Genomic DNA, 14,334 nt, shown 5'->3' with positions numbered 1-14,334 from the left:
AGTGCATTTAATATAGCCTAGTAGTAAGTGAATGAAGATTGAAAAGTGTTACAAAGGTATTGTTATAAATAAGGAAAATTATTGGAAAGGATATAGGTGGGTAATCAACTACCCGTAAAATGCTACTGATTAAAGTTTCACTTTATGATCAGCCAGCAACATAAGAGCAATTTCAACGAGCATATGTAAATTTATTAAAAGAAATTAAAGGTTTTGATTCAAGCCTATTCCTTATACAAAATTGGGGATTTTGAACAATCAAAAACTGCTAAGGAGTACTATCGCCTTTTAGGTCCGTAATACAATTTTCTCATAAGAAAGAATATATTACGAACCACCACCTATTACATAATAGGAGGAATTAATGAATTCGAACAAGTTGTTTGTGATATACTGTGTTTCCTTCTTGACTTGTATATGGTGGGAGACTTCGTCCGAAATAATTTGCAATAATATTGGAGTGAGCCGGATAAGAAATACGTATTTCATACAAATCAATAGTCTCATCTAAATTAGCATAAAAGACTGCGAGATGATGGCCTTGTAAAACATATGGGAATTCTACTTCTGCATTTTCACCAATTAATACAGGTAACTTTACAGGATTAGAATAATTAGACCAATCCCAAACCTCTAGATTTATGGGGTGTTCGTAATATACATCTAGATTTACAATGTTTACTACTGCAGAAACAGTAGCGGGTTCTCTCGTTAAAACTCCAGTTGAGCAAATAGGAAAGTGAATTGAATAATGAAAAGGCATAAATAACAGACCTTTCTAAATTAATATGATTGTACAATATTTTATGAGAATAAGTAGTAGAATGAGATAGTGAAAATATATTATTCAATACTTGTATCATTGTTAAAGTGCGTTTATAATCAAATAATCCTATTAGCTTTTTGATTGCGTTGCGCATTATTGAAAGCGTTTTTATTATGTGATGCGTTTTGATTAATATCACCACTGTATGACATGTATCGAAGAGATTTTTTTTATTGTTTTTAAGGTAGGAAGTCTGACTTATTTTCGAAAAAACTTTGTATGGAGTTGTAAGTAAGAAGGAGAATAAGGAATAATGTAATTTTTACAAGATAGGGAGGGTACAGTGTGAAAATGTAAGGTTTTCACATGAGGATACATGGGTTATGTAGGATTATTACTTTCTGGTGCAGCTTTATTTTTAAATAGTCTTGTTATATTAGGAAAAGCAGAGATGAAAAGTGCAGGTGTTTTTAATTTATTTGTGGGTGCACTACAAATTATTATTCCGTTCTATTTAATCATGATTTCTGATCAAAGTAATTGGACGGTATATTCATATGCAGCTACTTTCTTATTCGGATTAACCTATTTATATGTAGGTGTTACTTTTATAAAAGGAATGGATAGTAGCGGTTTAGGTTGGTTCTGCATTTGGGTAGCAATTATTGCTTTATTCTATATGGTTGTTTCATTTGTTCAATTCCACGATGTTGTGAATGCGTTAACGTGGTTTATGTGGGCATTACTTTGGTATTTATTCTTTGTATTAAATACACAAAAAAAGAACATCAATCAATATCTTGGAAGGATTGCCTTCGTACAATCATGGGTAACATTGACGTTACCTTCACTCTTTTATTTTATGGGAGTATGGGGAGAGGGATTCGTATATGAATTATGGGTTTATGTATCTGTAATTTCTATTTTATACTTCTGTTATTGTATTTATAAATATCGAGTACGTTAATATATTTTTTGTAGAAAAGCATGGAATCGCTAAACGAGTTCCATGCTTTTTATATGTTAGCATTTATAATAGAGAGGTAGTATTTTACAATTTATCGAAATGGGGATGATAAAGTTGAAAAAAGTATTGGTGCTAGGGGGAACTAGATTTTTTGGTAAACATTTAGTAGAAGCACTTTTGCAAGACGGGCACGATGTAACGATTGCGACGAGAGGAATTACGGAAGATTTTTTTGGGAGTAGAGTAAAAAGACTTATTGTAGATAGAGAAGATGAAAAACAACTAACAGAGCGTCTAACAGATAAAAGTTATGATATTGTATACGATAATTTATGCTATAGCTCGAATGCAGCGAAGATAATATGTGAAGTGTTACGAGGGAAAACGAAGAAGTATGTTATGACATCTTCAATGGCTGTCTATGAACCTGCACTAAGCTTATCAGAAGAAGACTTTAATCCGTACGAGTATGCAATCGCGTATGGAGATAGGAATGACTTCAATTATGGTGAAGGAAAGAGATTAGCCGAAGCCGTTGTATTTCAACAAGCAACATTCCCAGTTGTTGCAGCTCGTTTTCCGGTTGTTATTGGAGAAAACGATTATACGAAAAGGTTACAATTTTACGTTGAACATATTGTGAGAGAAGAAACTATCGCAGTGAATGATCTAGATGGAAAATTGTCGTTTATACATGAAGAAGAAGCCGGGGAATTTTTAGCTTGGTGTGGGATGAAAGATATAGAAGGGCCAATTAATGCTTGTAGCAACGGGGTAGTTTCTACTCGGGAAATTATTCATTTTATAGAAGAAAATACGGGAATAAAATCACTCATTCAAGAAGTAGGAGATCATGTAGCACCTTATAATGAATTGACTAATTGTACATTACATAATGGAAAAGCTAATGAATTAGGATTCCCGTTCCGAGGGTTGAAAATAGAAATAGAAAAAGTATTACGTTATTACATACATGCAATGAAATGATCATAAATCCCCCGGTGGCAATCCGGGGGATTCTGGAGGATTTCGACAATACTAATTTTACATTACCAAACTTACCTTATACGCACGACTAATGTTTTTGTGATTGAATTGCTTGTAAATATTTTTCATTTACCCGGTCCCAGTTCACTGTATGCCACCAGTTGGTAACAAATTCTGGGCGACGATTTTGGTACTTTAAATAATAGGCATGTTCCCATACATCAATGACAAGTAATGGAATTTTTCCTTCTTGCAAAGGTGTATCTTGATTAGGTGTACTCATTACAGTAAGTTCTTCACCATCAAGGACAAGCCATCCATAACCACTTCCAAAACGGCTAATTGCTGCTTTAGACAGTTGATCTTTTAAGTTGTCAAAGGTATTGAAATAATAATCAATTACTTTTGCAACGTCTCCATTAGGCTCGCCGCCACCCCGTGGGCTCATTACTTCCCAAAAAAGACTATGACAATAATGTCCACCACCGTTATTTCTGACAGCTGTAACAATTTCCTTTGGTAAAGCTTCTAAATTACATAGTAACTCTTCTAAAGATTTATTATGTAATTCCGAATAGTTTTCTAATGCGGCATTCAAATTATTTACGTATGTCGCATGGTGCTTTCCATGATGAATAGAAAGTGTATTGCTATCGATATATGGCTCTAGTTCATCATAGTCATATGAAAGCTTTGGCAATTGAAATGAAGACATGACATTTCCTCCTTTCTCTCTAAAAGTTGGTCTAGGTAAAAATAATTTACCTGAGTAAAAAATACACCTATTTTTCATGAAAGTCAATAGTAATCTCTTAATTTTCTGAAAGATAGTACAATAAAAGTAACACTTCGACTTTCGTTTGTGACTCTTATTCTTTTTGCTTATACTGTAAAGTAGTAACGTTTTGTTGAAATAGAAGGAGATCGCTTATGAGTAAAACGAAGCAATTAATAGAGGAAGCGAGTCATTTTATTACGATTTGCTATAAAGAGCTTAATAAAGAACAATTCATAGAAGAACGCATGAAAGAAATTCGAGTTGAAATAGAGAAGACGGGGACGTATGAACATACATTTGAAGAACTTGTTCACGGATCGCGAATGGCATGGCGCAATAGTAATCGATGTATCGGAAGACTATTTTGGAGTAAGATGCACATATTAGATGCACGTGAAGTAAATGATGAGGAAGGTGTATATAATGCATTAATTCATCATATTCAATATGCAACGAACGACGGAAAAGTGAAACCGACCATTACAATTTTTAAGCAATATCAAGGTGAAGAAAATAATATACGAATTTATAATCACCAATTGATTCGGTATGCAGGATATAAAACAGAAATGGGAGTGATTGGTGACTCTCATTCCGCTGTGTTTACAGATTTTTGTCAAGAACTTGGCTGGCAAGGAGAAGGTACGAATTTCGATGTATTGCCACTTGTGTTTTCTATAGATGGAAAAGCGCCGATATATAAAGAAATTCCGAAAGAAGAAGTAAAAGAGGTGCCAATTGAACACCCAGAATACCCAATTTCGTCACTTGGAGTAAAATGGTACGGGGTTCCAATGATTTCAGATATGCGCTTAGAAATTGGCGGTATTTCCTATACAGCAGCTCCGTTTAATGGATGGTATATGGGAACAGAGATTGGGGCACGTAACTTAGCGGATCATGATCGCTATAATTTACTTCCAGCAGTTGCGGAAATGATGGATTTGGATACATCAAGAAACGGTACGTTATGGAAAGATAAGGCATTAGTTGAATTAAACGTGGCTGTTTTACATTCCTTTAAAAAACAAGGAGTCAGTATTGTTGACCATCATACTGCGGCGCAACAATTTCAGCAATTTGAGAAGCAAGAAGCTGCTTCCGGTCGTATTGTAACGGGCAATTGGGTGTGGCTCATTCCGCCATTATCTCCAGCTACTACTCATATTTATCATAAACCGTATCCGAATGAAATTTTGAAGCCGAATTTTTTTCATAAATAGTTTGTAGTATAGGGCATTTTCTGTAAAAATATAATTTTTTTTTAACTACTGTTACGTAGCAAATGGAAGCCTTTACCCTCGGTTATTTTTGGAAGGAGCTTTTTGAACCAAGGAGTTCCTTATGTTATAATCAAATTTCTGTTTCGAAGACCTTATAGAAATATAAGGTCTTTTATTTTGCTTTTTTATGTAAGAGGAATAGAAATTTTCTTTTAAATAAGGGATTTAGCATATTTTTAGGGACAACATAAGTGTGTAGTAAATAGATAAATTATTATGCTTATATAATCATTGTGTTTTGGGTGTAAACAATAAAACATAATAAAGTTGTTTTTTTAGATTGCTGAGGAAGGAGGAAGTGTAAATGAGGATGAAGAGTCGAAAAACGGATTGGCCTGTATTTCTTATTAGTGGTGGTTCGCTTTTATTATTTGTAATTGCGGTTTTTTTAAATAAAAATTATGTAGAGGGAGTCATTAATAGCAGTTTTGCAGCTTCAATTAAATATTTTGGTGCCTTCTGGCAAGTTTTATTAATTGGTACATTTATTGTTGCAATGTGTATGGCGTTCTCGAAATATGGAAGAGTTAAACTTGGGGGATTAGAAAAACCTGAGATTAGTACGGCAAAGTGGCTTGCTATTATTATGTCGACATTACTTGCCGGAGGTGGCGTTTTTTGGGCAGCTGCAGAGCCAATGTACCACTTGATGACGGTGCCGCCGATACATGAAGGTATATCTGCTGGAACGAAAGAAGCAGTAATGCCTGCTTTAGCACAAAGTTATATGCACTGGGGTTTCCTAGCGTGGACGATTTTAGGTACAATCAGTGCGGTAGTTATGATGTATGGGCATTATCATAAAGGTATGCCGTTAAAACCTCGAACGCTTTTATATCCTATTTTTGGTGAGAAATTGCGAAAGAGTTTGCTTGGAACAATGATTGATGCATTTGCCATTATTGCGGTAGCTGCAGGGACGATTGGTCCAATCGGATTTTTAGGGCTACAAGCAAGTTATGGTCTACAAGCGTTGTTTAATATTCCTGATGTGTTTACTACTCAATTAGCAATTATCATTTGTGTAGTTGCGGTTTCTACTATATCTGCAGTAACAGGAATTAATAAAGGGATTCAAATTATAAGCGATTTAAATGTTAAATTAGCGATTTTATTAATGGTATTTGTATTATTATGTGGACCAGGTGGATTTATTATTGATGCATTTGTTTCTTCGTTTGGATTTTATGTAAATGAATTTATTCCAATGAGCACATACCGTGGTGATACAGGTTGGTTAGGGTCGTGGACAATCTTTTTCTGGGGATGGTTTATTGGATATGGACCAATGATGGCAATTTTAGTGAGCCGCATTTCAAGAGGAAGAACGATTCGAGAAATCATCGTTGCAATTGGAATTATTGCACCTATTATTACAACGTTTTGGTTTACGATTTTGGGAGGATCAGGTGTGTTTTATGAGTTAATGAATCCTGGTTCTATATCGACCGCATTAAGTGAATCTGGTATGCCGGCAGCTATGATTGCAATTACAGAGCAACTGCCACTCTCTCATATTATTGGACCGGCATTTCTTTTATTAACAATTTTATTTGTAGTGACAACAGGAGATTCAATGGCTTATTCGATTTCGATGGCAGTGACTGGAGACGGAGATCCTAGAATTAGCTTACGAATTTTTTGGTCGCTTATTATGGGAGCAGTTGCGGCAATTCTTTTATATATGGGTGAGGGAAGTATTAATGCATTGCAATCATTCATCGTAGTAACAGCTGTCCCAGTATCTGTTCTGTTGTTCCCAATGCTATGGCTAGCGCCTAAAGTGGCAGGGGAACTAGCATTAAAACAAGGTATTGTAAAAGAAGAAGAGCAAACTTCTTTCTTGTTCCAAAAAGCTAGTAGATCAAAATAAATAATTGTATATTTTATATCAAAAGAGGAAGCATTTCATTAGAGATGCTTCCTCTTTACTATTTATATAACTATCTTTCTTGAAGGAAGATCGTACACTGTGTAGTTTCAATCTATTCTAATACTTTATCCTTCGTCTCTGGGACAAATAATAGCATTGTAACTAAACCGATTGGATAGATAATGAAGATAAGAGATAATGCTCCCATTACATTACCACCTGCAGCAAGTAATCCGATAATAACAGGTCCAAAGCCAGCTAAACCACGTCCAGTACCGAAAATAAAGTTTTCTGCTGTAGAACGGGCTTCAGCGGGATAGTTTTCAGCTAAAATTGCTCCGAATCCTCCCATCATGCCATTTGCAAAGAATCCAAGCAATGCACTTCCCCATAGCAATAATGTTGAATCTGTGAATAAGAAGAAGTAAATGAGACAGTATATAGTACCACCAACATAATAGATTGTAAAAGTTTTACGGCGACCAATTTTATCGGCTAGAATACCAAAAGTTGCAATTCCAATGAGCATGCCAATCGTAGAGATGAACATCCAACCGCTCGCTTTTGCTAATGTGTAGTTATATTTATTCGCCAAAATAGTTGGCATCCATGTAAAGATTCCATAGTATCCGAAGTTCTGGATGAATGACATAATAATAAGACCAATTGTTGTTAGCGTTACTTTTTTATTTGCAAATAGCTTTCGAAGTGGGAACTTTTTCATTTGCTTTAATTGCTCTGCCTCAGTAGTTGTTAAATTACCTTCAGCTTCTTTTTGTAACAATTCTTTTTTGTATCGTTGTTTTTGTTCCCATATTTTCGGTTCACTTAAACTTTTTCGGACATAGACAGCTAGTAGTGCGGGAATGAGTCCAAATAAGAAAACGGCTCTCCATCCAAAGTGTGGAACGATAAATGCTGGTAGGAGTGAAGCGACTAGTACGCCGAATTGCCATCCAAGTGCCACAACAGATGTTGCCTTTGCGCGCATTTCTTTCGACCATGTTTCAGTTACGATGGCCATCCCAATTCCGAATTCACCACCAACTCCCATTCCTACTAAAAAGCGAAGAATTAATAATTGCCAATAATCTGTTGCGAAATAAATAAGTGCTGTCGCGAGTGAAAATAGTAAGATTGTGAAGGCCATCGTACGGATACGCCCAAATAAGTCAGCAATAAATCCAAATAAATAAGACCCAATTAGCATTCCTATTGTAGTAGCTAAAGTTAAGTTCCCACCTTCAACAGGGCTTAAATGAAATTCTTTTAAAATGTAGACGAGTACGAAAGATAAGAGCAACATATCTAAGCCTTCTGCTGCATATCCTAGCGCAGACCCAAATAATGTTTTATATCTTTTCCCTTTCGTCTCCTCTGTTGTTGATTGTACATCAGTAGTGACGTTCATCATTATTCCTCCTTATTTTCTTCTACAGTCGCTATGGAAGAATAACAAAAGGCCTTCTCACCTGATATGATGAGAAGGCCAAAAAGCATACGTATTCCTAGAAAAGAACATACGTATATTGTATTCCGACTTCCTTCTCAACCTCACGGGGTTGGGTTAAAGGACTGTATTATATTACTTTATTTTTAGCACTCTTCTATTAGATTGTCAAATAAAGAGGGAATTGTTATGTGTAAAATATTGCAAAAGGTATTTCATTCTTCTTGACGCCCACTTCACTATTTTCCGATAATAAAACTAACTACTATAAAAAGGAATGAATCACAGATGCTAAATTTAGTACTTATGATGATTGAACGCGTCGGACTTATTGTTATTTTAGGATTTTTACTTTCGCATATTAAAACATTTAGGCGCCTCCTTCATAAGCAAGATGGTTATGTAGATAAGCTTAAGCTTATTTGTATTTTTTCGGTGTTTACAATTGTAAGCAATTACACTGGGATTGAAATAGCGGGTAATACGATTATGAATGAAAATTGGCTACAGGGTGTTTCTTCATCGAGCACAATCGCGAATACACGTATTATGGGTGTTGGAATTAGTGGATTGCTTGGCGGACCTATCGTTGGAATTGGAGTAGGATCGATTGCTGGTATTCACCGTTATATGCTTGGCGGGACGACTGCACTAAGTTGTGCAATCTCTTCAATTTTAGCGGGGGTTATAACAGGTTATATTGGATACATTTTCAAAAAGTATAATCGTACAATTACGCCTAAATTTTCAGCAGTTTTAAGTGTGTTTATCGTTTCTTTAGAAATGATTATGATCTTATTAATTGTAGAGGATGGAATGAGTATTGTGAAAACAATTGCGATACCAATGATCCTTGTAAATAGCTTTGGAAGTTTTATTTTACTTTCTATGATACAAGCTATTTTGCGCCAGGAAGAGAATGCAAAGGCACTTCAGACTCATAAGGTATTACGTATTGCAGATAAAACGTTACCGTATTTTCGCCAAGGCTTAACAGAAGAATCGTGTAAGCATGTGGCACAAATTATTCACCGCTTTACAGGAACTGATGCGGTATCCTTAACAGATACAGAGAAAATATTAGCTCATGTTGGATTAGCATCAGATCACCATATTCCTTCACATAGTTTAATAACTGGTTTGTCGAAAGAAGTGTTACACACAGGAAAAATAATGAAGGCAAAATCACGTGAGGTCATTAATTGTCAACATGAAGGATGCCCTTTGCAAGCGGCGATTGTTATTCCACTAACTTCACATGGAAATACGATAGGGACATTAAAACTGTATTTCAAAAACCCTAACCAGTTAAGTCGTGTGGAAGAGGAATTAGCAGAAGGGTTAGCAAAAATATTCTCTACACAACTTGAATTAGGGGAAGCTGAGTTGCAAAGTAAATTATTGCAAGATGCGGAAATAAAGGCATTACAAGCACAAATTAACCCACACTTTTTATTTAATGCGATTAATACAGTATCAGCTTTATGCCGAACAGATGTAGAAAAAGCAAGGAAGTTATTATTACAGCTTAGTGTGTATTTCCGTTGTAATTTACAAGGGGCACGTCAGTTATTGATTCCACTAGAACAAGAATTAAACCATGTACAAGCATACTTATCGCTAGAACAAGCAAGGTTTCCAAATAAGTATGAAGTAAAGGTGTATATTGAGGAAGAGCTAAAGACAACTTTAGTACCACCATTTGTTCTTCAACTATTGGTTGAAAATGCATTGCGACACGCTTTCCCGAAGAAGCAACCAGTATGCCAAGTGGAAGTGCATGTTTTTGAAAAAGAGGGTATGGTTCATTTTGAAGTAAAAGATAATGGGCAAGGAATTGAGGAAGAACGTTTAGAACAATTAGGAAAGATGGTAGTTTCGTCCAAGAAAGGGACTGGAACAGCTTTATATAATATTAATGAACGTCTTATTGGGCTATTTGGAAAAGAAACGATGCTTCATATCGAAAGTAAATTAAACGAGGGGACAGAGATTACTTTTGTTATTCCAAAAAAAGTAGGGGAGGAAGAGAAGATTGTTAAAAGTACTAGTAGTTGATGATGAAATGTTAGCACGCGATGAACTAAAGTATTTATTAGAAAGAACGAAGGAAGTTGAGATAATTGGTGAGGCTGATTGTGTAGAGGACGCATTAGAAGAGCTAATGAAAAACAAACCAGATATTGTTTTCCTAGATATTCAGTTATCTGATGATAACGGATTTGAAATCGCGAATATATTAAAGAAGATGAAAAATCCACCTGCCATTGTATTTGCGACTGCCTATGATCAATACGCGTTGCAAGCATTTGAAGTAGATGCGTTAGACTATATTTTAAAGCCATTTGATGAAGAACGTATTGTACAAACATTAAAGAAGTATAAAAAACAAAAGCAGTCGCAAATAGAAACGAAGCAAGAAATAAAAGGGGCAGATGTAACGGCAGATATGCATAAATTAGCATTACCAATTGAAGAATCAATCGTACTTGTGAATATTGAAGATATTATATATGTAGGACTTGTGGATGGAAAAGTAACAGTAAAAACAATGAGGGACACATATATAACACACGATACACTTGTGATTTTGGAAAAGAAGTTGCCGCAAGCAAGTTTTATGCGTGTACATCGTAGCTTCATTGCAAATATTAATCATATTACTGAAATCCAGCCGTGGTTCAATTCTACTTATAATTTAATTATGAAAGAAGGATCAAAAGTACCTGTTAGTCGTACATATGCAAAAGAACTCAAGAAGCTGCTTCGTATTTAAGAAGCAGCTTTTGTATTTCATCCTTTTATATTTGTAACTGATTCTGTATTTTTGATGTTCTGTTATGTAAACGCTTACTAAGGCAGTTATATCCTATACAATAAGGGTACCAAATCGAAAGAGGTGGCCAAAATGAGTACGAAAAAAGTATATAGTTTCTTATCACAAGCATTCATATTCTCAGCTATTATGTTAATTTCTAATATTATTGCAACACATTTACCAATTCCGATGCCTTCATCGGTAATCGGGTTAGTCATTTTATTTAGTCTATTATGTTTAAAGGTTATTAAATTGGAACAAGTTGAATCACTTGGAACAGCTTTAACAGGTATTATCGGATTCCTTTTCGTCCCATCAGGTATTTCGGTTATTAATTCTCTTGGTGTAATGGGACAATATTTTGTACAAATTTTAACTGTAATTGTTGTTGCAACAGTTATTTTACTCGCTGTAACAGGATTATTTGCACAATTTATTTTAGGAAAAGATAAAAAAGAAACAGAAGATACAAAAGAATTGAAAGTAGTAAATAAAGGACGCAAGCACGGAAAAGTTGCGTAACCATTTTAGTATATATTGTTAGGAGGGAATGAACATGGCAAGCACAATGACTCCATATTTCGGAATCGTCGTTTCATTAATCGCATACGGAATCGGAACATTATTATTCAAGCATTCAAAAGGGTTCTTCTTATTCACACCATTATTCGTAGCGATGGTATTAGGGATTGTCTTTTTAAAAGTAGGTAACTTTACTTTCGAAGAATATAATACTGGTGGAAAAATGATTAGCTTTTTCTTAGAGCCAGCAACAATCGCGTTTGCAATTCCATTATATAAACAAGTGGATAAGTTGAAAAAATATTGGTGGCAAATTTTATCAGCTATCGTGGTTGGATCTATTTGTTCAGTAATTGTCGTGTTCATTGTTGCAAAAGCAATTGGCCTAGATACAGCAGTAATGAATTCAATGTTACCACAAGCGGCAACAACAGCAATTGCATTACCAATCTCTGAAAGTATTGGTGGTATACCAGCAATTACATCATTTGCAGTAATCTTTAACGCAGTCATCGTATACGCATTAGGAGCGTTATTCTTAAAAACATTTAGAGTGAAACATCCAATTGCAAAAGGTTTAGCACTTGGAACAGCAGGTCATGCATTAGGAGTGGCAGTAGGAATTGAAATGGGTGAAGTAGAGGCAGCTATGGCAAGTATTGCTGTAACAGTAGTTGGAGTTGTAACGGTAGTTGTCATACCGATGTTCATGCCATTCATTGGATAGTAAAACTTACTTAAAAAATGAGAAAAGCAAGCTATTTGTAGGACAGATTCCTACTGATAGCTTGCTTTTTATGTTACAGTAGTGGTAAGACCTATTGTGACAAAATGTAAGTTTCCTTAAATCTTCATTAATACTGTGTAGAATACGTTTTGAATTAGGTCATTGTATTGTAAAATAAGAAGTAAGCTACTATAGATCTGCTAAGGTAGGCGTATAATGAGCTTATAAAAATTTTAATATGAATGAATAATTAAAAGTAGAAAAGAGAGAAAAATCTACTTATTAACGTTTTACTTTATAGGACAGGAGAGAGTACTCGTCGATTATGCAAATAAAAAACCTGTTTCAAAGCAAAGGATTTCAGAGGTTACTCGTATTAGTAATACTTGCTCTCGTGTTATACGGGCTGCAAAGTATGTTGAATTTAATTTTAATTACGTTTATTCTTACGTATTTAATGGATCGATTCCAAAAGTTTATTTCCCGCAAATTAGATCATTTCATGCCCATTAATCGAAAACTCATTATAGCATTTCTATATGTCATGTTAATTGGTGGAATTGCTATTACGCTATTTAAATATTTACCAGTATTAACGATACAAATTTCACAATTGATTTATCAATTTAACGTATTTTTAAGAAACCCACCGGACAGTGAATTAATTAAGTATGCAGTTAATGCTGTTAATCATATGGAACTTTCGAAGTATGTAGGACAAGGCGTTGACATTTTGTATAAATCGATTACGAATGTTGGGAAATTTGGCCTTCAAGTGTTACTTTCTTTAATTTTAAGTTTATTTTTCTTATTGGAGAAAGCTCGTATCGTTGCTTTTACTGCAAAATTTAAAGAGAGCAGACTTGCAATTTTTTATACTGAAATCGAGTACTTCGGTAAGAAATTTGCACGTTCATTCGGAAAAGTAATTGAGGCACAATTTTTAATTGCAGTTGTTAACTGCGTTTTATCCGTTATTGCATTATGGATATTAGGATTCCCACAATTATTAGGTTTAGCGTTAATGATCTTCTTACTTGGTTTAATTCCAGTAGCTGGGGTTATCATTTCGTTATTCCCGCTTTGTATGATTGCTTACAATATCGGCGGTATTATGTACGTTGTTTATATTTTAGTTATCGTAACAGTCATTCATGCGCTTGAAAGTTACGTGTTAAATCCGAAGTTTATGTCACAAAAAACAAACTTACCAATTTTCTATACGTTTATGGTATTAATCTTCTCGGAACACTTCTTAGGTGTATGGGGATTAATTATCGGTATTCCAATCTTCATTTTCTTATTAGATGTCTTAGATGTGACAAGTGATGAAATGGAGAAGGACACTGGGAAAAAATAAAGTGAAGTAAGAAATGAACTGTACCCTATAAAGTGGATAATTTAACAAAAGAATTCTCCTTTGTATTTCATTAAAAATAATTTTGCTCATTTCCTGTATCTCACTTTTATCATCGTTTCCATTATTAATGAGGAATGAGCGTGAAAATGCACCAAAACCCCAAATCATAGACTTTTTTAGTGTCCATGATTTGGGGTTTTATTTATTATTAACGTAAAGACAATTTAATTAATAATTATATATATTTATATATAATTAAATGAATATATTTTGTGATCTTAAAACCCTTCTGGAAATGCCCTTGCCGCAAATTTAAATGAATCAACACCGCCATGATCAGTATATGCAGAGATGGTATATTTTCCACTTGATACCCAATCTGACCAACTAGTACTAAAGTAAAGAGTTTTTTGCACCCCTGGACTTATACTTTCTTGATAAAGCGTATGGCCTGCTGAATTTATAAGTTTATAGCGTAAAGTACTTGGCCCTGTGTTTTGAATCCAAAATGTAAGGTCATCGCCAGATTTATTCCAAAAATAACCGGACCCAGAGCCATGATCAAAGGAGACTGTTTGACTCCCTAGTAATATTGATGATGAATACATGATGATTGAATCATCGCCATTTCCTAGCTGAATTTCTGTTACTTCAGGAGTTTTATTCATGTGCGTTTCTGGTACTGATGCTGCAGCTGTCCCTGTTCCAATTAAAGATAAAGCGATTGCTGGTAATACTAGTAACTTTTTCATTTCACAAATTCTCCTTTTAAAGTAAATTAATACACTTTATGATTTTATTTT

13 protein-coding genes are annotated in these 14,334 nt (G+C 34.7%); 9 read left to right on the top strand and 4 right to left on the bottom strand.

Features of this window, described 5'->3' with window-relative positions:
* Window positions 1-361: 361 nt before the first annotated feature.
* Window positions 362-763 carry a hypothetical protein gene (locus tag ACTT1L_RS13795; protein WP_071742905.1) on the bottom strand — a complete coding sequence of 134 codons (402 nt, stop codon included), beginning with the start codon at window positions 761-763 and terminating at the stop codon, window positions 362-364.
* A 379-nt stretch (window positions 764-1,142) separates the two neighbouring features.
* Here ACTT1L_RS13795 and ACTT1L_RS13790 point away from each other — a divergent pair, with 379 nt between their 5' ends.
* The gene (locus ACTT1L_RS13790) at window positions 1,143-1,733 is read left to right on the top strand and encodes an AmiS/UreI family transporter (protein WP_000542569.1); all 591 of its coding nucleotides are present in this window, start codon (window positions 1,143-1,145) and stop codon (window positions 1,731-1,733) included.
* 105 nt (window positions 1,734-1,838) lie between these two features.
* On the top strand, window positions 1,839-2,720 hold the full coding sequence (locus ACTT1L_RS13785) for an NAD-dependent epimerase/dehydratase family protein (protein ID WP_442821953.1): 882 nt from the start codon (window positions 1,839-1,841) through the stop codon (window positions 2,718-2,720).
* An 88-nt stretch (window positions 2,721-2,808) separates the two neighbouring features.
* On the opposite strand, the gene sodA is transcribed toward ACTT1L_RS13785, so the two are convergent.
* Window positions 2,809-3,435, bottom strand: coding sequence for a superoxide dismutase [Mn] (sodA, locus tag ACTT1L_RS13780; protein ID WP_000094046.1), 627 nt, complete (start codon window positions 3,433-3,435; stop codon window positions 2,809-2,811).
* Between the two features lie 215 nt (window positions 3,436-3,650).
* Here sodA and ACTT1L_RS13775 point away from each other — a divergent pair, with 215 nt between their 5' ends.
* Complete coding sequence (locus ACTT1L_RS13775; protein WP_061131924.1) at window positions 3,651-4,721, top strand: nitric oxide synthase oxygenase; 1,071 nt, start codon at window positions 3,651-3,653, stop codon at window positions 4,719-4,721.
* A 364-nt stretch (window positions 4,722-5,085) separates the two neighbouring features.
* On the top strand, window positions 5,086-6,654 hold the full coding sequence (locus ACTT1L_RS13770) for a BCCT family transporter (RefSeq protein WP_071742901.1): 1,569 nt from the start codon (window positions 5,086-5,088) through the stop codon (window positions 6,652-6,654).
* 112 nt (window positions 6,655-6,766) lie between these two features.
* Here the strand turns inward: ACTT1L_RS13770 and ACTT1L_RS13765 are convergent, their stop codons facing one another.
* Complete coding sequence (locus ACTT1L_RS13765; RefSeq protein WP_001103440.1) at window positions 6,767-8,065, bottom strand: MFS transporter; 1,299 nt, start codon at window positions 8,063-8,065, stop codon at window positions 6,767-6,769.
* 327 nt (window positions 8,066-8,392) lie between these two features.
* Here ACTT1L_RS13765 and lytS point away from each other — a divergent pair, with 327 nt between their 5' ends.
* From lytS to ACTT1L_RS13740, 5 genes are all read left to right on the top strand, one after another.
* On the top strand, window positions 8,393-10,162 hold the full coding sequence (lytS, locus tag ACTT1L_RS13760; protein ID WP_000933579.1) for a two-component system sensor histidine kinase LytS: 1,770 nt from the start codon (window positions 8,393-8,395) through the stop codon (window positions 10,160-10,162).
* Entirely contained in the window at window positions 10,140-10,880 is a 741-nt protein-coding gene (locus tag ACTT1L_RS13755) for a LytR/AlgR family response regulator transcription factor (RefSeq protein WP_000921833.1), read from the top strand. The genes lytS and ACTT1L_RS13755 overlap by 23 nt, the downstream gene beginning before the upstream one ends.
* A gap of 132 nt (window positions 10,881-11,012) precedes the next feature.
* Window positions 11,013-11,444: an antiholin-like murein hydrolase modulator LrgA gene (gene lrgA, locus ACTT1L_RS13750; protein WP_000104902.1), complete on the top strand. Its 432-nt coding sequence runs from the start codon at window positions 11,013-11,015 to the stop codon at window positions 11,442-11,444.
* Between the two features lie 34 nt (window positions 11,445-11,478).
* Window positions 11,479-12,171, top strand: a complete 693-nt coding sequence (gene lrgB, locus ACTT1L_RS13745) for an antiholin-like protein LrgB (protein WP_000168869.1) — start codon at window positions 11,479-11,481, stop codon at window positions 12,169-12,171.
* A 325-nt stretch (window positions 12,172-12,496) separates the two neighbouring features.
* Entirely contained in the window at window positions 12,497-13,531 is a 1,035-nt protein-coding gene (locus ACTT1L_RS13740; protein ID WP_442821952.1) for an AI-2E family transporter, read from the top strand.
* A gap of 278 nt (window positions 13,532-13,809) precedes the next feature.
* Here ACTT1L_RS13740 and ACTT1L_RS13735 read toward each other — a convergent pair whose 3' ends face one another.
* Complete coding sequence (locus ACTT1L_RS13735) at window positions 13,810-14,283, bottom strand: hypothetical protein (RefSeq protein WP_220779683.1); 474 nt, start codon at window positions 14,281-14,283, stop codon at window positions 13,810-13,812.
* Window positions 14,284-14,334 lie beyond the last annotated feature (51 nt).

This window comes from Bacillus sp. FH (assembly GCF_052216825.1).
In the GTDB taxonomy this organism is placed as follows: Bacteria; Bacillota; Bacilli; order Bacillales; family Bacillaceae_G; genus Bacillus_A; species Bacillus_A paranthracis.
Note: the sequence above shows the minus strand (reverse complement) of the source record. Positions and strands in the feature narration are given on the sequence as shown.

Excerpts from the sequence above, each read along its gene's own strand:
- ACTT1L_RS13795 (WP_071742905.1), bottom strand. The coding sequence starts at position 763 with ATGCCTTTTCATTATTCAATTCACTTTCCTATTTGCTCAACTGGAGTT.
- ACTT1L_RS13790 (WP_000542569.1), top strand. The coding sequence starts at position 1,143 with ATGGGTTATGTAGGATTATTACTTTCTGGTGCAGCTTTATTTTTAAAT.
- ACTT1L_RS13785 (WP_442821953.1), top strand. The coding sequence starts at position 1,839 with ATGATAAAGTTGAAAAAAGTATTGGTGCTAGGGGGAACTAGATTTTTT.
- sodA (WP_000094046.1), bottom strand. The coding sequence starts at position 3,435 with ATGTCTTCATTTCAATTGCCAAAGCTTTCATATGACTATGATGAACTA.
- ACTT1L_RS13775 (WP_061131924.1), top strand. The coding sequence starts at position 3,651 with ATGAGTAAAACGAAGCAATTAATAGAGGAAGCGAGTCATTTTATTACG.
- ACTT1L_RS13770 (WP_071742901.1), top strand. The coding sequence starts at position 5,086 with ATGAGGATGAAGAGTCGAAAAACGGATTGGCCTGTATTTCTTATTAGT.
- ACTT1L_RS13765 (WP_001103440.1), bottom strand. The coding sequence starts at position 8,065 with ATGAACGTCACTACTGATGTACAATCAACAACAGAGGAGACGAAAGGG.
- lytS (WP_000933579.1), top strand. The coding sequence starts at position 8,393 with ATGCTAAATTTAGTACTTATGATGATTGAACGCGTCGGACTTATTGTT.
- lrgA (WP_000104902.1), top strand. The coding sequence starts at position 11,013 with ATGAGTACGAAAAAAGTATATAGTTTCTTATCACAAGCATTCATATTC.
- lrgB (WP_000168869.1), top strand. The coding sequence starts at position 11,479 with ATGGCAAGCACAATGACTCCATATTTCGGAATCGTCGTTTCATTAATC.
- ACTT1L_RS13740 (WP_442821952.1), top strand. The coding sequence starts at position 12,497 with ATGCAAATAAAAAACCTGTTTCAAAGCAAAGGATTTCAGAGGTTACTC.
- ACTT1L_RS13735 (WP_220779683.1), bottom strand. The coding sequence starts at position 14,283 with ATGAAAAAGTTACTAGTATTACCAGCAATCGCTTTATCTTTAATTGGA.